This is a genomic window from Haloarcula rubripromontorii, assembly GCF_001280425.1.
GTDB classification, from domain to species: Archaea; Halobacteriota; Halobacteria; order Halobacteriales; family Haloarculaceae; genus Haloarcula; species Haloarcula rubripromontorii.
In genome coordinates this window covers 1-19,258 of the sequence record NZ_LIUF01000008.1, presented here as the reverse complement: position 1 = coordinate 19,258, position 19,258 = coordinate 1, and the positions used below count along the sequence as shown (strand labels likewise).

Annotated in this window: 17 protein-coding genes, 1 tRNA gene and 2 rRNA genes; 9 read left to right on the top strand and 11 right to left on the bottom strand. The window is 59.4% G+C overall.

The features are described 5' to 3' along the window. The 5 genes from AMS69_RS17800 to AMS69_RS17780 all read left to right on the top strand — a co-directional run bounded on the left by AMS69_RS17800 (nucleotide 1) and on the right by AMS69_RS17780 (nucleotide 9,093). Entirely contained in the window at nucleotides 1-1,371 is a 1,371-nt protein-coding gene (locus tag AMS69_RS17800; protein WP_053969388.1) for a DNA double-strand break repair nuclease NurA, read from the top strand. After that, nucleotides 1,368-3,227 carry an ATP-binding protein gene (locus tag AMS69_RS17795; RefSeq protein WP_053969387.1) on the top strand — a complete coding sequence of 620 codons (1,860 nt, stop codon included), beginning with the start codon at nucleotides 1,368-1,370 and terminating at the stop codon, nucleotides 3,225-3,227. The genes AMS69_RS17800 and AMS69_RS17795 overlap by 4 nt, the downstream gene beginning before the upstream one ends. A gap of 24 nt (nucleotides 3,228-3,251) precedes the next feature. Further along, nucleotides 3,252-5,294 (top strand): phospholipase D-like domain-containing protein, encoded by a 2,043-nt coding sequence (locus AMS69_RS17790; RefSeq protein WP_053969386.1) that lies wholly within the window; start codon nucleotides 3,252-3,254, stop codon nucleotides 5,292-5,294. 150 nt (nucleotides 5,295-5,444) lie between these two features. Beyond that, a complete protein-coding gene (locus tag AMS69_RS17785) occupies nucleotides 5,445-6,350 on the top strand; it encodes a DUF2797 domain-containing protein (protein WP_053969385.1) in 906 nt (301 codons plus the stop codon). Then, a complete protein-coding gene (locus AMS69_RS17780; RefSeq protein WP_238378575.1) occupies nucleotides 6,343-9,093 on the top strand; it encodes a Piwi domain-containing protein in 2,751 nt (916 codons plus the stop codon). Before AMS69_RS17785 ends, AMS69_RS17780 begins: the two co-directional genes overlap by 8 nt. Nucleotides 9,094-9,238: 145 nt before the next feature. On the opposite strand, the gene AMS69_RS17775 is transcribed toward AMS69_RS17780, so the two are convergent. The 4 genes from AMS69_RS17775 to AMS69_RS17760 are packed head-to-tail and all read right to left on the bottom strand — an operon-like array spanning nucleotide 9,239 to nucleotide 12,013. Beyond that, entirely contained in the window at nucleotides 9,239-10,651 is a 1,413-nt protein-coding gene (locus tag AMS69_RS17775) for a ThiF family adenylyltransferase (RefSeq protein ID WP_053969384.1), read from the bottom strand. After that, nucleotides 10,648-11,238 carry a Mov34/MPN/PAD-1 family protein gene (locus tag AMS69_RS17770; protein WP_080508861.1) on the bottom strand — a complete coding sequence of 197 codons (591 nt, stop codon included), beginning with the start codon at nucleotides 11,236-11,238 and terminating at the stop codon, nucleotides 10,648-10,650. Before AMS69_RS17770 ends, AMS69_RS17775 begins: the two co-directional genes overlap by 4 nt. Next, nucleotides 11,235-11,726: a hypothetical protein gene (locus AMS69_RS17765; RefSeq protein ID WP_053969382.1), complete on the bottom strand. Its 492-nt coding sequence runs from the start codon at nucleotides 11,724-11,726 to the stop codon at nucleotides 11,235-11,237. The genes AMS69_RS17770 and AMS69_RS17765 overlap by 4 nt, the downstream gene beginning before the upstream one ends. A gap of 2 nt (nucleotides 11,727-11,728) precedes the next feature. Further along, nucleotides 11,729-12,013 carry a hypothetical protein gene (locus AMS69_RS17760; RefSeq protein ID WP_053969381.1) on the bottom strand — a complete coding sequence of 95 codons (285 nt, stop codon included), beginning with the start codon at nucleotides 12,011-12,013 and terminating at the stop codon, nucleotides 11,729-11,731. Between the two features lie 723 nt (nucleotides 12,014-12,736). Between AMS69_RS17760 and AMS69_RS17755 the strand changes: the two genes are divergently transcribed. Then, nucleotides 12,737-12,988, top strand: coding sequence for a hypothetical protein (locus tag AMS69_RS17755; protein WP_155119994.1), 252 nt, complete (start codon nucleotides 12,737-12,739; stop codon nucleotides 12,986-12,988). Beyond that, the gene (locus tag AMS69_RS17750) at nucleotides 12,985-13,650 is read left to right on the top strand and encodes a hypothetical protein (protein WP_155119993.1); all 666 of its coding nucleotides are present in this window, start codon (nucleotides 12,985-12,987) and stop codon (nucleotides 13,648-13,650) included. Before AMS69_RS17755 ends, AMS69_RS17750 begins: the two co-directional genes overlap by 4 nt. A gap of 4 nt (nucleotides 13,651-13,654) precedes the next feature. Here the strand turns inward: AMS69_RS17750 and AMS69_RS17745 are convergent, their stop codons facing one another. Then, nucleotides 13,655-14,443, bottom strand: a complete 789-nt coding sequence (locus AMS69_RS17745) for a hypothetical protein (protein ID WP_053969378.1) — start codon at nucleotides 14,441-14,443, stop codon at nucleotides 13,655-13,657. Between the two features lie 712 nt (nucleotides 14,444-15,155). Further along, the gene (locus tag AMS69_RS20345) at nucleotides 15,156-15,473 is read right to left on the bottom strand and encodes a hypothetical protein (protein WP_155119992.1); all 318 of its coding nucleotides are present in this window, start codon (nucleotides 15,471-15,473) and stop codon (nucleotides 15,156-15,158) included. Nucleotides 15,474-15,598: 125 nt separating this feature from the next. Here AMS69_RS20345 and AMS69_RS17735 point away from each other — a divergent pair, with 125 nt between their 5' ends. Together AMS69_RS17735 and AMS69_RS17730 are read left to right on the top strand one after the other, a co-directional pair. Then, nucleotides 15,599-15,940 (top strand): hypothetical protein, encoded by a 342-nt coding sequence (locus AMS69_RS17735; protein WP_053969376.1) that lies wholly within the window; start codon nucleotides 15,599-15,601, stop codon nucleotides 15,938-15,940. Then, a complete protein-coding gene (locus tag AMS69_RS17730) occupies nucleotides 15,933-16,280 on the top strand; it encodes a hypothetical protein (RefSeq protein WP_155119991.1) in 348 nt (115 codons plus the stop codon). Before AMS69_RS17735 ends, AMS69_RS17730 begins: the two co-directional genes overlap by 8 nt. Nucleotides 16,281-16,288: 8 nt before the next feature. Here the strand turns inward: AMS69_RS17730 and AMS69_RS17725 are convergent, their stop codons facing one another. From AMS69_RS17725 to AMS69_RS20775, 5 genes are all read right to left on the bottom strand, one after another. Next, a complete protein-coding gene (locus AMS69_RS17725) occupies nucleotides 16,289-17,422 on the bottom strand; it encodes a tyrosine-type recombinase/integrase (RefSeq protein WP_053969374.1) in 1,134 nt (377 codons plus the stop codon). Between the two features lie 99 nt (nucleotides 17,423-17,521). After that, nucleotides 17,522-17,597, bottom strand: a tRNA-Cys gene (locus AMS69_RS17720). 46 nt (nucleotides 17,598-17,643) lie between these two features. Continuing rightward, nucleotides 17,644-17,904, bottom strand: a complete 261-nt coding sequence (locus tag AMS69_RS17715; protein ID WP_238378574.1) for a DUF5789 family protein — start codon at nucleotides 17,902-17,904, stop codon at nucleotides 17,644-17,646. A gap of 96 nt (nucleotides 17,905-18,000) precedes the next feature. Continuing rightward, nucleotides 18,001-18,123 (bottom strand): 5S ribosomal RNA (rrf, locus tag AMS69_RS17710). Between the two features lie 130 nt (nucleotides 18,124-18,253). Next, nucleotides 18,254-19,258, bottom strand: a 23S ribosomal RNA gene (locus AMS69_RS20775); the annotation flags it as partial.

The following is a 19,258-nucleotide window of genomic DNA, read 5'->3' as shown; positions in this document are numbered from 1 at the left end:
ATGGTCTCGCACGACGCCGTCTCCGCGCTTGAAGAGGTGTTCCGCTTCATCGACGAGAATGCCGATGGAGACGACGACATTCCGAATGCACGAGAGCTATTCCGCGGCTATATGGCGCGTGATGGAGGCGAGATTGATACCCTTGAGCCCCCACGCGTCTACCGCGAATCGGCGGCGGAACTCGCCGATGGCGCGCTCTTCGACTGCTGGTACGGCGTCGATGCCAGCACGGTACCGTCCAAGAAATTCCGCAACGGAATGGTGGCTTCGGCCGCCGTGGCTAGCGGCGGGGCCCTCGGCGACTGCGATGAGAGCGTTGAAGAACTGGAGACCCTGACGGCGGCCGTTCACGCCGATTTCGAGGATGTCGACTCACCGGTCGACCTGATTGACGGCGACGTAAGCCTCACGCTCGTTCCCGTTGAGGAGGCGCCCGCCCGGAGCGAACTCGACCGATGGGTCGGCGCCTCGGCACGCGTCCCCGCCGAGTGCTGGCACAGCAAGCGACTAGCGGATGTGATTGACGGCCCCCTCTTCCTCGATGGGAGCCTCTATCCAATGTCTGTGCTCCCGTTCGTCAATATGACGCGGACGAGTCGCAGTGCGGACGCCGCGATCGAATTTGAGGAGATCGAGAAAATGGGGGTCGCCGCCTCTGCCATCCAGTCTCGTCTCGACGCGATCGACACGTTAGCCAGCCGAGGTCTGCCAACACTCGGGTTCGCTAAGACGCTCCGCTCCGATGATGTCGTGGCTGCGCTGACCGCAAAGACAGACGCTCTCGACGACTCGCCACGTATCCCGTGGGATGACGATTCCCAGTTCATCTCGTCCCTACTAGCGGACAGCGAGCCCGACCACCTGACGTTCACGTCGTGGCTCGTTCGCTCTAACCAGCGCGTCTACGGGAACGATGTCGAGCCGCTCGGTGGCTTCCAGATGGCGGAGGATCGCGAACCACGGGATTTCCGGCGAGCGTTCTTCTTCGTTCGGCTACCCGACGATATTGTCCTCCGCGTTGAGGCTCCGCTGATGTTGGTGGACTCGAGAGAGGATCGGCTACGTCTCCAGCAGCTCGCACTGGCCCACATCGCGGAGGCCGGAGACGTACCGTTCGCCGTGAAGAGGGCCGACGACCGGGCACGAATCTCCCGCGAGGCCCGCCGCCACCTCGTCAGCCTTATTCGAGGCACCGAGGAGGTCGGTGACTACAATACGGACAGGCGATGGGGTTTCGGCGGCGGCCCCAGCCTTGCGAGAGAGCCAGACATCGTTGCCTCGGATGACTCGGGGACATCCAACGGACGGGAAGCAACCGACTCCTCCACCGAACAGTCAACTGACAGCACGGAACCTACTACCAAACTATGAGTGACAGCGACACCGACGAGGACTTCGACCAGTTCGTCGACCGAATGAACGACCTTGCAGAGGGCGAGGACGAGAACGAATCGGACAAGACCGATGGACAAGACGGAACCGTCAACCTCGAATTCGGAGGGAGGCCCCAGACCCGGGGGCTCCGAACGACTGCGACGACCGAGCCGCTAGGGCACGTCACTGCCAGCGAGGGGCTCAGCGTCCGCCGCGGCGCTCACGAGATCATCGGCTACATTCGAAGTGACACGCGGGACGCCCTTCGCCTCGGCGACTACATCCAGATCCCGTACCCGGGTAGAGAAAACGAGTCTCACGCTGAACTCCTCACCGAGGTCATCGAAATCGGCTACGAACAGCGCGCAGACATCGATGATAAGTCGGACATCCGTAGGGGGATCGATGGCGAGACAATCGACGAGCGCCAATACGTGCAGGCCGCCGAACTCGATCCCATCGCAATTGTGGAGGGCATAGACGAGGACGACCTCGAGCGGTCAACGGTCGACCGCGTTCCGAAGCCATTTACGCAGATCTACGAAGCCACCGGAGACGCGTTCCTGCAGACTGGCCTGAACCTTCCCGACAGTGGCCCGTTCGTCGGCCACCTTGCTGTGGGCGGGGAACGACACCCCCCGGACAGCCCACTAGCCTTCCAACTGCCCGACGGGACGGGGAGCGCGTCGACGCCCGCGATCTATACGCACACGCTCGTGACTGGGTCGACGGACGCTGGGAAGACCCATTTCACCAAGAATCTATACCGGCAACTGGCGACTGACCAGACCTATGAAATCCCCGTTGCGGACGACGGCACCGAAGATCGGCTACTGGGAATGGTCATTGTTGATCCCGAAGCCGAGTACAGTGGCCTCGGTGACGATCCCGCCCCGGAAGACCTCCCGGACGACGTTCGCCAGCGCCTTGACGAGGAGGGAATCGAAGTTGGAGGTATTAACACAGGGGCTTGCGGATCGCACGATCTCCAGACGTTCGCCCCAGCCGTAGATGGGAAAACGGTACCTGACATCAACAATCTCCGCGAGTTCGGCATCCCGTTTGACCTTGTTCAGTCGAACCCCGAACTCATCATGCCGTTCGATCCCAAGCCTCCGACGCGTGCGGCTATCCGTGATTGCATCGAATCGTACTTCGGTGATGATCCGACGCCCACGTACGAAGGCTTCATCGACTACCTTGACGACAACGAGGATCGCCTCCAGACTCGCCACGACATCAACCAGAATATGTGGCGGGGGATGACTCGCCGGGTCGAGAAGAGCTATTTCACCGACGTTTTCGACTCGGGCACCCAGTCGCTCACCGATGTCTCGAACGAGTTATTCCAGCCGGGTCGCGTCACGATTGTCCCGGTGAACCACCTCGGCGACCCCGAAGACATGGAGATGCGGCTGGTTGTGATGGCGCTGCTGACCTACATCGTGGAGAACAAGCTCGCCACGGACGACCCCGATCCACACGTCGCTGATACGCCGCTCTTGCTCGGTCTTGACGAAGCCCACGAGTTCCTCGGCGACACGTCGACCGTGCAAACCCGCTCGATCGTCCAGTCGTTCCGGAGAATCGCCAAGCGTGGCCGCAAATACAACCTCGGCCTCGCGCTGGTGACGCAGGAGCCAACTGACATCGACGACCAGATTCGCTCACAGTTGCGGACGCGCATATACCTCCAGCTCGAGGAGGAAATAGGAGAGGACATCCCGATTCCCGGTCGGTATGCTCCTGAGGATCTTGCGACGTTCTCGCAGGGGCAGGCGGTGATTAAGGCGCCGAACGTCCGGCCGGTCGAGATTCGTGGACTCGACTACCCCGTGGTACGACACGACTGACGATCCTAAACAGGTGGTCAACCCATGAGCGACAATCCCAACACGATGCTGGAAGCGGAGGTGGAGTTCGCCGACACTGGCGAAAAAGCCACGCTCGAGCTGGCGACGCTGAAACGGTGGCAGAACTTCGAGACGTACTTTACGGAAGATGTGCGCAAAATTCGCGCCGTCACCTATTCCGAGTCACCGGAAATGCTCGACAGCGTTTTCGCCGACATTGATGTTGACGAGATGGAAGTCGTGGTCGGCGACAGCACGAAGGACTATCGAGAGTCGCTCCGGGGCAAGGAGCAGCTCGCCGCCCGCCTCGAACGACTCCAGCGCGAGGAACGCCTCCAGATCGTTCTCCCCGCAATCAACAACAACGAGGTACACTCCAAACTCTACATCCTCGAACACGAGGACGGTACACGGACGAACATCGTGGGATCACCGAATCTCAGCAAGAAGGCGTGGAAATCGACTTACCAGAAGAACGTCATCGTTGTCTTCTACACTGATGGCGGCCAACGCCTTGACGCCGTCTTCGAGGAATGGTACGAGGAGATGCGCGATTACGGTGAGGTGTTCATGGAGGATCTCACTGAACGCGTCGAAGAGCTCCCCGAAGAGAAACAGGAAGAAGAAGTTCACGCGTGGATCGCGGGACGGACAACTTCGGAGTCGGAGGAAGCCGAAGTCGAGCAGGCACTCACGGAGCGACTCGATGAGGCGAACGTCCGGAAAGCGACCATCATTGGAGACTTCGAGGAGGAGGAGGCAGACCTCACAGTCTCGATCACAGACGATGAGGAGGAGAGCGACGTCCAGATCTCCCAAACGCTACAGGGGTACGAGAACGTGCCCAACGATTGGAAGGACGAGTTTCGATCGCTCGACGGTTCTATCGAAGGAAGCGAACTTCGAGCGTCCCCCGGTGCGGTCAGTCAGCACGCGAAGGAGAAGTTCGGCGCTCCGAAGATGTGGTTCACCGATGACGATCAGCTGGTGTTGCAGACGCCTGACGACCTTCAGCTTGAGTTGATGCGCGAGGTACCGGACGACCCCGAACGCGTCGACGCGGCACTCGAACAGCTCGAGGAGTACTTTGAGGCCGTGGATAAGTTCGGCAAGACAGCGCATCCGGTGGCCGTAAAGGCACAGATGTTTGAGGCGATCATCTGGTTCTTCTGGGCACCGTTCGCTAATCGTTATGCTAGCGTCTACAAAAACCGCGGTATCGACCTCGACAAATTCCTGCCGAGCCTCTACATCTACGGTGAGCCGGGGAGCGGAAAGGGAACACTCGCACGGTATGCATTCCACATGCTCTCCGACGGTCACGTGTCCGAACCGGAGGACGGAGACAAACTCAACACGACGACGCTTCGTTCCGTACGACGGGTGGACTCGGTGTTCCCGGTCGTCTTCGACGACATGAACCCGAGTGACATCGACACCGAAGCTTACCTCAACTTCCGCCAGAAACACTGGACGGGCGATGCCGACTTCCCCGCACTCGCGTTTATCAGCAACGACAACTTGCCGCGGTCTCGCATTCAGCACCGGGCAAAGACGCTGTATCTGGATGTCCAGTTCGAGCAGACACACAAGACAGCAGAGTACGCGAGCAAGCTGACCGAACGCTCAAACCCGCTGTTCACGTGGTTCGCTCAGGAGTTCCGTGACCGTGACATCGTGATCCGAGAGGAAGACGACGACACGCTCGCGGAGGCACGGAACGTCTTCGCAGATCTGTACGAGCGTGCCGGTCGTGAACTGCCGGAATACTTCCCCGAACGCCCCGCTGAGGAGAAGTATGACCTCGGGAAGTACCTCTGGCAAGACGCCGTCGACGGCAATCTCGTTGAGTTCCAGCGCCGAAACGGTAAGCTAGTCGCCAAGTTTGACGAGTCCCTTAGCGTCTACAGCTCCGTCCGTGAGTACGCTCGAAGCCTCCCGAACGAAGCGCGAGCGAGCAACGACGGACACCAAGTCATCATCAAGGAGGAAGATGCGGTCGAAGATTGGTTCCCCTTCGACATCAACGAAGGTGGCCGCGGATTCCTCTCTCGAATCCTGTCATGATATTCATTACCTCCCGGACGAGACGGTATGGCAGAAGTGATGGTAACAACCCCGAGCTCGACGAACATCTGTGCCGAGAAACGACCGGTACAGCAGTCATCCGTCTGTCTTCCCAATCTCACGAACATGCGCATCTCTCCCTGAGGTAACATGAGCGGTTATCAAGTTGGCCTGAACTCGTTCGGAGAGAAAGATGCTAGTTACACGCACCAGCGCGAGGGGTATCTTGACCACATCACGTGGTACAAAGGGCGACCCGCGTTGCAATTCTTCGGGTTTGAACACCCCATAAACTGCGACGCGCTGATCGGTGAAGACGTTCGCATCACAATTCACGAGGATGAAGTGTGTCCCTCTTGTGGGGCGGACGTCGACCTAGATCGGGGTCTGTGCAGTAACTGCGCAGGGACACCTCCGATGACTCCCTGCATCTGGAATCCGGGCACCGAGTGTTCGTGGCGTAACTGCCCTTACCCCGAGTACAAACGAGACGCGTGTGCCCACAACTTCGTTGTTTATCTCGTCGCCAAGGACAAGGTCAAGGTTGGGATTACTCGCGCTGACCGCCGGCACACACGATGGGCTGAGCAGGGGGCAACCCACGCGATCATCATCGGCGAGTGCCACAATCGGAAGGTCGCCGGGCTCATCGAGACCCAACTCGCCGAGGAGTATCCGAGCAAGGCGGACAACTCGTGGTATGTCCCGACCGAACAGCCGGTCGAGCAACTCGTACAGACCGCCCGTGAAGCAGCTACATACTTCCCTGAACGGCTCAAGGATTGCTACGCGTTAGAGGGACTCTCTACCGACAAAGTCCGGGAACGGATTGTATCGGTTTCTCACCGAGCAAGTGATGTGAATAATGAAGTAGTGTCGACGCACTCGGAGCTGGCTACCGGGGATCGTCAGGAGGGACGTGTAGTCGGCATTCGGGGGAGCGTCATTGCGACCGAATCGTTCACATTCAACGTCAAACGGCACGCTGGAGCGAAAATTACGTTCGAGACGACGAGCGGTCTCTCAATCCCCGACACAGACTCTACTCATGACTGACGAAGAAATCCGATTGGACGAGACTGACGTATCGCAAGACCTCGAGGAGTATCAGACGTACACCGTCGTCATTCAGGTCGAGGGCGCGTACAGCAATCCGAGCCAAGGCCCGGGCAACAAGAAGCTACAGTACACGGACGGAACAGGGACAAGCCGGTATATCACCCTCTGGTCGAATAGTACTCCCGAGGAAGTCTATGAACACGACTTCGACCGGGACGCGACATACACGCTCTCGGATATTCGATTCACCACGAATGAATCGAGTGGCCGAGTGTTTTACAACCTGAATGCGACCGAGGATACCCAAATCAGCCGGGGAACGCCCGAAGATAGTGGTATTGGAGATGGTACGTCAGAATCAGACACTCCGAATCCCTCCTCGCAGGATACTTCGCTAGACGGTGCGCCACTCGAGACGAAGACACAGTCAAATGACGGTGGGCAGGAGGAAGATACCTCCTCGCTTGACGATGAAATCGACGACGCTCTCGCAGACGTCCCTGATCCGGCGATGACCACGACCGGACACGCCCTGACCGGCTTTGCGAGTAAGGGACGCGTCCCACCACTACAAATCTATGAGTACGAACTAGTCACGATCGACGGCTATCTTCCGGATGATGAGGAGGAGGCTCTCCGAGACACGTACAAGGCCCGTCGAGAGATTATCCGTCAACACGACCAGCCACCGGTCGTCGCGGTAGTCGAACCGCTCCGGCTTGTCAGTCTCGACCGAATCGACCCTACATCGGTCAGTCTCGACGACTTCCGGATCAACCACGTAGAAGATTCCCGCCAACTCGATTACGAACGCTACGAGGATCGGAGGATCCTCAAGGACTTTCTCGAGACAGTCGCCAAGCGCCAACTGTCCGACGACTACCGCACGGATCACGGTATTCACAAGATACTGTCACAAGAGCCGATCGTAGAGAAGGAAGGTTTCCGGTTACACGAGAGGTATAACCTCGCCTTTTCTGTGACCACTAAGGGACGCGTCTACCTCTTCATCGACTTCCGTCACAAGATTATCTCGGATTACCGGCTCGATGACGTGGATCAGTCGCGGCTGTATCGAGGGCTCCGTTTGAACGTTAGCTATCGAGAATCCGGGAAGGGAGCATATTTCGACGAACTCCTGCAGGCAAAGGCCCAAGACAAACTTCGGCAGTTGGGCAATCAGAGTGTCGTCGAATATCATAGAGGGGCGAAAAAGGTCGCTCCGACAACGATCGATGAATTCGAGCAGGCCAACAATCGTGTCGTGCAGGTCACGAAACAGGGGAGTCTCAACACGGAAGCATATCCCCAAGAGTTGCTCGTTCTCCAGCCGCATTTCGAGAATCTCAAATCATTTGCTTCAGAGTTCAATAGCGACATACAAGGGAAGACTCGGCTGTCCGCACAGCGATGTCTTGAGCGAAGCACCACGTTCGTGGAAGACCTTGACGCGGTTCCGCTGCAGGACTTGAATGTGGTGTTTGATCCAACCCCATTGTCCGAGAGCGAGACATACTCCATCGAACGACTCTTTGAGAAGGACGCTGACATCCTCCAGTTCGGTGAAGGACAGTCGGGTGACCACCCGAAACGAATTACTTCGAATTCGGTCTACCAGCCTCCAGACGAGTTCAACGTCTGTATCATCCATCCAAACAAGGGCCCACACGAAGATCGATGGGAAAATCTCGAGAGGATTCTCTCCCGAATCGGTTCTGAAGCCGACAGTGTCGACCGTTACGAGTACAACATCGATGACAGCGCCGATGCAATCTACGGCGATCTGATTTACGACATCCCGGATGACAACAAGTACACAGCCGCGTGCGTGATTCTTCCACCAGACGGATTCAATCTCGGCGCGAGCGATCCGAGCGACATCTACCACGAGGTGAAGAAAGCACTCCGACAGAAACGTGTCGACAGTCAGATGGCGCACATCGACACGCTTGGCGACGACAACGCTCTCCCGAACATCGCTCTTGGACTCGTTGCAGCCGCCGGTGGCGTTCCGTTTACCGCGGAGGACTCTATGCCCGGGGAGGCAGACCTCTTCATCGGGATTGACGTTTCCCATCGGTACCCGAAGGATAGTGACGATCGCGTTCACGTTGCTGCCTCCACGACGAGCATCTACGACGATGGCACGATTCTCGGCTACACATCCGCGAATCCTCAGGCCGGGGAGAAGATTCCACCCGGCAAGCTCAAGGACATCGTCCGACAGGCTATCGTGGGGTACAAACAGGAACGGGAGTCGTATCCCGGGCACATCGTCATCCACCGTGACGGCTTCATGAACGAGAATCTGGGGCCTGTCAAGGAACTTCTCGAGGAATTTTCGATCACCTACGACATCGTTGAGATCCGGAAGCAGTCACCTGCACGCGTCCTCAACCTACAGGGTGGTCAGGCAAACGTTCCGGACAAAGGAATCGCGGCCCTGAACGAGAAGGAAGCACACGCCATCTTAGCTTCATTCGGAAAACCGGAGTCGCAAGCAACCAGCCAGTACACCGGTCTTCCCCAGCCAATTCAGGTGGAGCGAAAGGAGGGAACTACAGACATCGAAACCCTCACATCACAGGTGTATCTCCTCTCTCAATCTCATATCGGTGCAATCAGCGCGACTGCCCGACTTCCGATAACGACCTATTATGCGGACAGGGCGAGTGAAGCTGCTGCAGAGGGATACCTACCATCGACGTCACGACTCCGGAAGAACATTGGTTTCCTGTAGTTGAGGGAGATCTACGACGCTATCGTAGAGACCGGCAGAGGTGCCGAGATGCTACACCCGGTGACCGTAACGGAAGTTGACGACTGAAGACAGGTCATCGCTACCTGTCCTAGCTCCACGCAGCCGGATTCGAGTGGTCAGCTGGTTATAGGTCGACTCCAGTAAGATGTGCGAACCGAGTTCCTTCAATGGTAGCCCGATGCGCTTCTGGGTACTCCTCTGGACAGAAGGAGCAGTCATCGCTCCCGCTGGAGGCGTACTGCATTACTGCACCGACGCCGCTTAGATCGGTCAACGTTCGGACGAGCGCAATGGGCTCGACAAACGGGTGCTCGTCGAACGGGAGTTTTGCAAGTTCGGCGGCGATGAAACACCCTGCCAGAAACGACGCGAAGGGAAAAGCAGCGTCCGGCCCTTCGTCCTCTGACTCGTCACCGGCTGGTGCTCCCCCCGCGGCACAGGCCGCGTCTGTTTCAGCGGTGTCGGGAGGGAAGTGACACAGGAGGCAAGGTTCCTCGAGCGGGATATTCCGTCGGACGAATACGTCTGACTGCCCAGTCGAGGCATGTATCATCAGCGGCGGGCGGTCGTATTGGATGCTGCGGCGGACGTTCCGCTCGTTCGCGAGTGGGAGGACGACATCCGCCTGCTCTGGATCAGTGGCAGTAAACGCGTCGTAGCCGTCCTCGAAGGTCTGGACGTCCATGTGACCGGTCAGAAACTCACGGGCAGCCTCGACCTTGGCGGTTCCCTCGAGCGCATGGCTGGCGGTGAACAGTGGCGACCGGTTGAGATTTACCAGTTCCACCGGGTCGTAGTCGATTAGCTGGAGAGTTCCTTCTATTGGGAGTCGTCGGAGGAAGTACGCAGCTGCGGAGCCAACGGAGCCGACGCCAACCATTCGTACCGTCCCTAAATTGATCGATGTGGGGAGTTCGGGATGGGCTGGCGAGATGACATCCTCATGCGCCTTGTGGTTGAACGCGTCGTAGGTGATCGCATCCGTGAGGGCTGTCTCGGGTGCCCCGACAACGGTCTTGAAGACCTCGGCACTTCCAAGACACCCAGCTACTACAGGCCCGATTGGGTTCTCGGTACTGGCCGAGACGATCTCCACGGACTCGTCCCGAACGACACGGGCGAGCCACCCTCCACCATCAAGCCGGATTGTTGGAGTGGCTCGCGTTTCAAGGTCGGGATTCCCGACGGCGACTATACAGTCGTACGACACGGGATCTGGGGAGCGCGTCCAGCCGAAGCGGCCGTGTGGATCAGCGGCCCACATTTCACGGAGCGACTGTTCTGCGAGCGTCGGTGCTGCCGGCCCCAATTCGTCGTCAGCCGCGACGGAGGGAAACGCAACGTCAACGTTGCGGGCGAACCGACTGAGGAGATTCAGGGTCGTTCGCGCGGCGACCCGGCCGGCGTACGTTGAGAGCACCTCTCGCTCGCCCGCAACGAGGATCGCCGCGTCGCGATAGTCCGTCCCATCGCTGAGCCTGTTCGTTCGATCGTCACGAGCGGCGTAGAACTCGCCCGGAGGTGGTAGTTTCGTCATTGTTCTCTGGTGTCGACGTAGGAGGGGGCGGAAGGGAGCGTCTCGACCCGGTCTTCGATCGCCGACGCGTCCAACTCGACGAACGTACCATCGCGGTAGACGTGGACGCCACATTCGGTGTAGGGGCGGACTCCGTCCTCCGCATAGTTCGGAACGACGATCGAGAAGTACCCGTCGTGTGGCAGTTGAGCTGCCTCGCTGTCCAGATCAGAGTGGCTCGTCCTCTCACCGGGATGGCTGTGAACGGTGGCTATCAGCTCGAGATCGTGTTCGTGGATGGCGTTAATCACCGCCGCGTTCGCCACCGAAGAGACGTCGTACGATCCGGGGGTTGTGGTGGCCTCTGGAACGACGACCGAGAGGGCGACCTTCGTGGATTCGTCCGGGATAGACCGGCCCGCCCAGTAGACAACACCCTCGTGGTCTTCGTGTGGAGGCGAGTGGCTGCGAAGGCCCCGACGCGTCTTGCTACAGACGTCCGCGGTGACGAGGAGACGCGGCGTCATCCACTCCTCCTCTGGCCTATCAGGAGGGTGAGCACTGAAGATACGCCTAATGGCAGTATGAAGGGTAGTGATGACGCTCATCGTTGGCCGTCATACCTCCCTTGATAGCGTTCCGGATCGCTGATTCGGTGGTAGATGTCGGCAACGATGTCACCGAGCGTGGTCAGATTGTCCGCGTCGGATTGCCAGTCGGCCATCGTCCAGTTTCCATGGGGTGTGGCGTCGTCCTCGTAGATGCGTCGGTTGTACTGGTGACAGAGGACTGGGTCTTTCTTCCCATCCCCATACGCGATAATGTTGGGGTTCTTTCCCCGGTCATCGAAGTACGCCTCGTAGTCGCCGACCTCGCCTGTTTCTGGATGCACCATCTCGACGTAGGGTGGTTTTTCGTCGAATCCTTCGCAGTCGAGATGGATGACATATTCTTCGTCGTCAACGGGACTCTGCATCCGGACTTCGACAGCGAGTGCTTCGAGGTCGGCTTCGACCTCCCAGTTGTTCGTCTGGGCCAGCTCGCGCACGTCCGCGAGCTGCTTTTCTACCACCGTTCGGGTGACGTCAGCTTGCACGCTTAGACGCCTTTCTCCTCGTTGACGAGGGTTACAGTATCACCGTCAAGGTGGTACGGTGCGAGAGGCTTGTTGCGGTCGAGTTCTCCCTCCTCGGGGTGGACGAAGGTAGGGTCGTTGGGGTCGTACCCGTATTCCTCGGCGACCTCCTTAGCGGCATCACCTACCTTGGTGCCCTTCTCGAACTCGAACTCCTGATTATCTCCACGTCCAGATTTGACGGTGAACGTGACGGTCGATGCGCCTTGATCGGTGCCGCGCTCGGCGGCGTCGTTAGGTTCACTCATGGTTGAGAGTGGGGCTGACTAGAGCGCGGCAGACGCAGGTTTCAAGACGAACTCCCGCCCACTTGAGAATGGGCAACTGGAGTCGCTTTGCGTCCACCGCGGCGACTCTGCCCGCGTCACGAGCCCGCCGACCCTTCCACAGAACGCCGGGCGCGTGACGCCGAACTTGCCGTCGCGAATACCAACGTATCGTCTTCATCGTCCAATTCCGCCTCTTCAGGCGTTAGTAGACTATAACCACCCGACCAACTTTAATCTTTGCCTTTGGCCCATCCTGATGTCGTAACTTCCCCTATGTTGGTTCAGAAGGACGATTCTGTTCTGAAGAGTTGGAGTGTTCTGGCGTTCCAAGATACGTGGAGTGACAGAACGAACTCCATTGAGAATCACGGTCGAAGAGCGGAGATTAATAGTCAGAACAAATCAAGAAGAGTGATTGTAGGATCCGTGCTTCGGTAAATTCGGGAGGAAAAAACGAAGTAGCAATTCCGGAGTGTCACACCTTGTGGTTAGTTTTCCACGATGTAGTACTATCTTATTCTCCAATTTTGCGCGGTTCGGGATTGGCGAAGAAACCGGGGCACGACCTCGGTCAAGGGAGGAAGAAATAGTCAACACCCACACAGATGCGGCCGATTATGTCCAAATCGAACCACCGGCCACTATCCGAGCAGCCCGCCGGCAGATCCCTTTATCCCATCACCGGATACCCCAGAAGTGCGTATGAATACCCCTGACTATCCACGGATGATCAGACCCCGAGACCGCGAATTCGACTCCAACGGCGAATACGAGTACCAAGAGTTCGATCTCGCGGACTCTGACCTCACGGTGAATCTCACCCACCGGCCCGACGGCGACACGACGATCCTCATCAGCCGGGAAGGAGACGGCGTCGAGGCAGCCATCATCGCCGACGAAGACGACCGCATGACCGCACGCGTGGAGGAAGAAAACGAGGAGGAGAAGGTGTGACGATGCAGCCCACCGACTACCTCCCCGACAGCGCGCCCGACGCGCTCACCTTGACAGACCACCTCGCCACCCAAACCGACGACTGCCGTGAACACGAATTCGACGTCACCGCCGTCGACGGCACCCTCACCGCGCTCAACACGGACAACCACTACCCCGTGATTCGCGCTGATTCCGTCGTCGAACACATCAACTGGCAAGACCACAGCGCGCCCGAGATGGACGACTGGGCGGTCAACGTCGAAGAAGTCACCACGTCGATGCCCGCCACCGCCGTCGACACCCACCGCGACTACATCGCGTACGTGCCCGGCGATGCCGTCCTCGGCGTCGACGGCGGGTTGCGGTACGGCGTCACCATCCGCCTGCTCGCCTTCGCGAGCGAGGACGACGCGATACCCACCGGCCTGCACGCCGTCTGCATCGCGCCCGAAGCCCACCCCTCGGCGATGGCCCTCGCCGAAGCGCGCCGCCACGCCCTCGGCGAACACCTCGCAGACCTCCCGCACGGCACCGTTCTCGCGCCCGATGGACGCGGAATCTCCTCCACGAACGACGACTGGGCGGTGAACGCGTGGGAGGGCTACTGCCGCACCCTCGACAGAATCATCGACCGCCCGGGCGTCCAGCGCGCGCTGGACGACATCCACGTCGGTGAATAGAGGGTCACTCGCCACGTCGCCAACCGCGCAGAAGCGACGACTCGGATAGCTCGTCAAACAGCCCGTCGAACTCGTCTACCTTCTGCCGGAACCACCGCACGTTCTCTTCAATCCACTCTAAACGCGCCGCAACGGTTCCATCGGTCTCGTCCAGATCACCGAGCATCTCCTCCCGGCGCTCCTTCTCGTCCTCCAGTTGCTTCTCCAGTATGGCCACCGCGTCATCAAGATCCTCGACTTGCTCGCGTAGCTCCTCTACCTCGTCCACGGCCTCCTCGGCGTCCTCCCGGGCGGTGTCCGCCGTCGACACCGCACCCTGCACGGCCTCCGCTGCGCCCTCAACCTCGTCCTCGGCGCGCCCAAGCCGGTCGCCGAATCCCTCCAGTCGCTCGCCAACCTCGGACTCCATTACGTCCACGCGTGTCTCCACATCCTCGATACGGCCAACTGCCTCCGCCAGCCCCACCTGCACGTCTGCCGCCTCCGCGGCGTCCGTCACGGGTTCGTCGCGCTCGTTGAGGTACATCTCGCCCCACTCCGTCAGTCGGAACACGTGTGCGTCAGATACGCCACCATCGGTCTCGATGGCGTCCTCTTCGCGCTCCACGTGACCCGACGGCTCCAGCTTGCGGTTGATCCGGTCGTGAATCCGGCCCCTGTCGTCCTCGGTCAGGTCATCGTACGCGTCCACGATGTCGCTCACCGTAGCACCGTCCTCGCCCGTCGCTCGCACGAACGCAAGGATGCGCTCGGAGAGATCGTCCAGATCGGGTTGCTGTACTTCCTCGTTCACACCTGAATGTACGTGTCAAACACTTATAAGATATTTCACAGGATTTGATAGAAAATCGGCGCTCCGTCCGAGGCCGAAGACCTGTCCCCCCTACGGGGGGACAGGCGGCCCCCGTCATAAAAAGGGTAGCTCCGCGATTGCTCGCCGAGTGACTGGCGCCGACGTGCGACTGGACACAGAGGCTCTCAGAGTCAAGGGCCGAGCCCCAGATCATCCCCGGGCCAAGAACAGGAACCTCGAGGAACAGAGTCTCGTCACCATCTGTCGAGAGGTAAGACAGACCCGCGTCACCGCAAGCAGGGATCCCACCATGTCCTCGAGAAAGAGGAGTCCACGCGTCTCGACGTGCAGGCAGCGGAGCAGGTACTCCAGCGCGCCCAGAACACTAAGCACCAAGAACACCTACACATCCACGTGACCAGCGACGACGAAATGACCCCGAGAGAAGAACAAGCCATCGAGGCCCGCATCGACGAGATCAACGACGAAGACAAGCAGTACACCACCGAAGAAGTAGCAGAAGCCCTCGACATCGATCTCGACGACGAGTAACCCACTCTTCTCTCTCGCGTACAGGCAGGGTTCCCCAAGGGTCTACGCACAGGAAGGTTCCCGATCAGTCTCGACGGCGAGCAGGGGCTCCAACATCGACGCGAAGAGGTTCCCCGCTGGCTCCTCGAGCAGGAGTGGTTCCCGATGGAGAGACTACGAGTTACAACTCCTCAGGATCAGGATTCATCTCGACAACCTCCTCCGGATGGAGAAGGTGCGCTCGAAGGCGGTGGAGCGCGTCGTGTTGCTGGTCGCCTACGTGCGCTACGCGTGCGAGGAGGGCGAGTCCGACGTGTAGGTCGAGTATGTTCGGGAAGCCTCGGAGCCGTCGCTCTCGGGCTCCCTGACGTGGCTCGAGGAGGACGACGTTGGACGGTTGCTCGACGAGGCCATCGGGATGTTCCCCCGTCGCGAGGACGTGCTGGACGCGTCGGGGCAGACGGGCTGGGATGCAGTGTTCGCGCTCCAGCACTCCCACGGGGATTGAGTCTCAGTTGTTGCCACGGATGTTTGGCCTGTCGGTGGCAGATAAAGGTTCGTGAGGCAGGGTACTGCAGCCGTTCGTGCCTTTATCTGGGGGTCATGTCTACCGCAGGAGCGCCGATGAACACGGCAACCATCGACGACGAGCGCATCGAAGAGCGAATCGAGAACCCGGAACCCAAGCACCTGCTCCGCCTGCGCGAGGGGCGGGTGATTGGTGTCCATACGGACAGCTATGACATCATTGGGCGCGTCACCGAAGAGGGAGAGTTGGAGGTTGCCTCCGACGGCGAGGTTGGCGTCATCGTCAGCATCTACATCTTGCTCGGGGGTGGCGAGTCCCAGTTCGCGTATCTGATCTACAGCAACGACAGTCTCGGCGAGAAGATGGAGTTGAATATTGTCGGCCCGGGTGGCGAGAGCGAACCGCTGGAGGGCCTCGAGGTGGTCAGCGATGAGTGATTCGCCGGTGGGGATCGTCGACGGCGTTCACCGAGCGGTCGATCGTGGCGGATGGGCCGTGATCCAGCTCGCCGATGGCCGCGAGATGGGTGTCCGAATCGAGAACGTCGAGATCGCCGAGTCCGACGGCGAGCGCGAGACGCGTTCGCTGGCGGCCCCGTTCGCTCGCCGAAGCGGTGAGTATCCGTGGATGAGCGGAGTGTTGTTCGCATCAGAGCGCGCGCCGTTCAGGTGGCACGTGTGGGCGCGCTGGCTGGAGGCTGGGCCGTCGGCGATCGACGACCGGCGGGCACGCGTCGATGCCATTGATCCCGTCCCCGAGTCAGAGATCGTCGGGTAGGAGTCTCGTCACATCTTGTCTAGGGCGTCGCGCCGCTCCTCTGGTGGGGCCTGATCGTACTTGAGGGTGGTCTGCGACGACTTGTGGCGCAACTGCTGTTGCGTCGCGCCGAGACCGGCCTCCGCCGACATGTACGTCCCGACCGAGTGTCGGATGGCGTACCACGTCACGTCCCTGTCGATGTCGGTGTGTTCCAGCACCCGGCTGAGGAGGCCGTTACAGCTCGACGAGGAGTACGGGTTACCGCGCCGCGTGAGCCAGAGGGCGTCCGTGTCGTCGTACTTGGTGTACGACTCGCGCTCGGTGAGCCAGCGGTCGAGGTAGTCCGCCGTGCGTTCCGAGAGTGCGACCGTCCAGTTCTCCCGGTTCTTGCTGGACTCGCCCTTCGGGATGCGCAGCACCTCGTTGCTGATGTCCACCCACTCCGTCGTCGCGCGCCCGACTTCGACCGGGCGGAGGCCGGCGTCGAGTGCGGTGAACACCATCGAGGGGTACTTCCACGACCGTTCTTCCTTCCAGTCGTCCTTGCCGATCTCGCTGAGCGGCTTCGAGAGGCGGACGGCGAGGAGTTTCTTGATGCGGCGGCGTTCCTCGGGTGAGACGGACTTGTAGGAGGGAATCTCGTCGCCGAGTTCGAGGACGCCTTCACGGAGTTGCTGACGTTCGTCGCGGGAGAGGTAGTCTCGGGGCTGGCTGGAGCTGTCGCTGGTGGCGAACGTGAGGGCGGGATCCCAGTCGTGGTCTTCGCCGAGATCGTGCGACCTCCACTTGAAGAGCATCTGGAGGGCCTTCTTGTACTTGTTCGCCGTGCTCCTCGACAGGTCATCTCGGTAGGCCAACTCCTTGAGATACTGATCTGCCTGATCTTCGGTGACTTGCGTGGTGTACCCGTCCGACGCGTTGTTCCAGACCCACCGGTAGAAGCGGTCGATGTGACCCGCACGGACGCGGATGGTGTCCTCGGAGTACCCCACGGCTTCATCGGGATTTTTGCCGAGGTTGAGGCACCACTTTAGCATCCGCTTGCGGTGGTGTTGGTAGTCGGTGATCTGCTTCTCGGTCAATGCAACCTTGGACGGCTGGGTGGCCGTGGGGATTCCACGGACTTGCCCTTCGCCGTCTTGCGATTTGTCGCGGCTCATAGTGGTCAATCCTACCGTGAACGGCCCCTTTCGGGAGTTTGTGACCACGACCAGCTTTGACGAAAAATGCCTTTAGAAGCCTTGAGAACGGTGAAATCAAGCCAAGGGCCGGATTTGAACCGGCGGTGGGCGGCTCTGCAGGCCGCTGCGTTAGGCCAGACTCTGCCACCTTGGCGCGAATAGAAGTATTCAGTTCGGTCGTTTAAGCGTAGCGGATTCGATCAGCCCTCGCCCTCTGACTGGCCCGGCTCACTGACCCCTTCAAACGGAATAGAGTTGTAGATCGACGATTGCGCTTCGTCGGGAGAGTCAAACCGCTCGTCCTCGATCCGATCCAGTGCCGCAGCTAACGGTTCGGTACCGTCCGCGTACACGAGCCGTACATCCTCAAACTCCTGACGCGCAGTCGCGACCGAGATCGGGTACGTCGCCGTTTCGAGAAGTTCCGTGAGGTCAGCTTGACTTCGCGAGCCATACAGCACCCACTCGGGCGATTATGTAGTTGCCAACCGCTGTACAAATACGGAAAGCCCACTCGGGAGAGAAGTCTCTCCTGAGTGGGCTATGAAAGGTATGAATGGTGGCGGCGAACCGCGTTTCCCAGAGGCTCGCGCACTCCAGTACTCCCCGGAACGCTGGTGGGCTTATCTTCCGTGTTCGGGATGGGTACGGGAGGCAACCCCACCGCTATGGCCGCCTAACGTCGAGTCGCGGAATCGAACCGCGAGGGTACCAGTCTCGATTGACTCCACCGTGTGTCCGTGCGATCCAGTTTGCGCCTGGACTCGTTCAGCGACGAGTAAATCGTCGGTGAATGAGTCACAGTGCGTATGAATGATGGCTTTGGTCTGTTAGTGCTCGTGGGCTTAACGTCTCGTTACCTCGACGCGCACACCCCGAGTCTATCGACCGCGTCTTCTACGCGGGACCTCGGCGGTGTCTCTTTTCCAAGTGGGTTTCGAGCTTAGATGCGTTCAGCTCTTACCCCGTGTGGCGTGGCTACCCGGCACGTGCCTTCTCAGACAACCGGTACACCAGTGGCCACCAACCGTAGTTCCTCTCGTACTATACGGTCGTTCTTGTCAGACACCATTACACACCCAGTAGATAGCAGCCGACCTGTCTCACGACGGTCTAAACCCAGCTCACGACCTCCTTTAATAGGCGAACAACCTCACCCTTGCCCGCTTCTGCACGGGCAGGATGGAGGGAACCGACATCGAGGTAGCAAGCCACTCGGTCGATATGTGCTCTTGCGAGTGACGACTCTGTTATCCCTAGGGTAGCTTTTCTGTCATCAATTGCCCGCATCAAGCAGGCTAATTGGTTCGCTAGACCACGCTTTCGCGTCAGCGTTCCTCGTTGGGAAGAACACTGTCAAGCTATCTTTTGCTCTTGCACTCTTCGCCGGGTCTCTGTCCCGGCTGAGATAGCCATAGGGCGCGCTCGATATCTTTTCGAGCGCGTACCGCCCCAGTCAAACTGCCCGGCTATCGGTGTCTTCCTCCCGGAGTGAGAGTCGCAGTCACCGACGGGTAGTATTTCACTGTTGTCTGGGTGGCCCGCTAGCGCGGGTACCTCTGTAACGACTCCTACCTATGCTGCACATCGGCGACCACGTCTCAGCGACAGCCTGCAGTAAAGCTCCATAGGGTCTTCGCTTCCCCCTGGGTGTCTCCAGACTCCGCACTGGAATGTACAGTTCACCGGGCCCAACGTTGGGACAGTGAAGCTCTGGTTAATCCATTCATGCAAGCCGCTACTGATGCGGCAAGGTACTACGCTACCTTAAGAGGGTCATAGTTACCCCCGCCGTTGACAGGTCCTTCGTCCTCT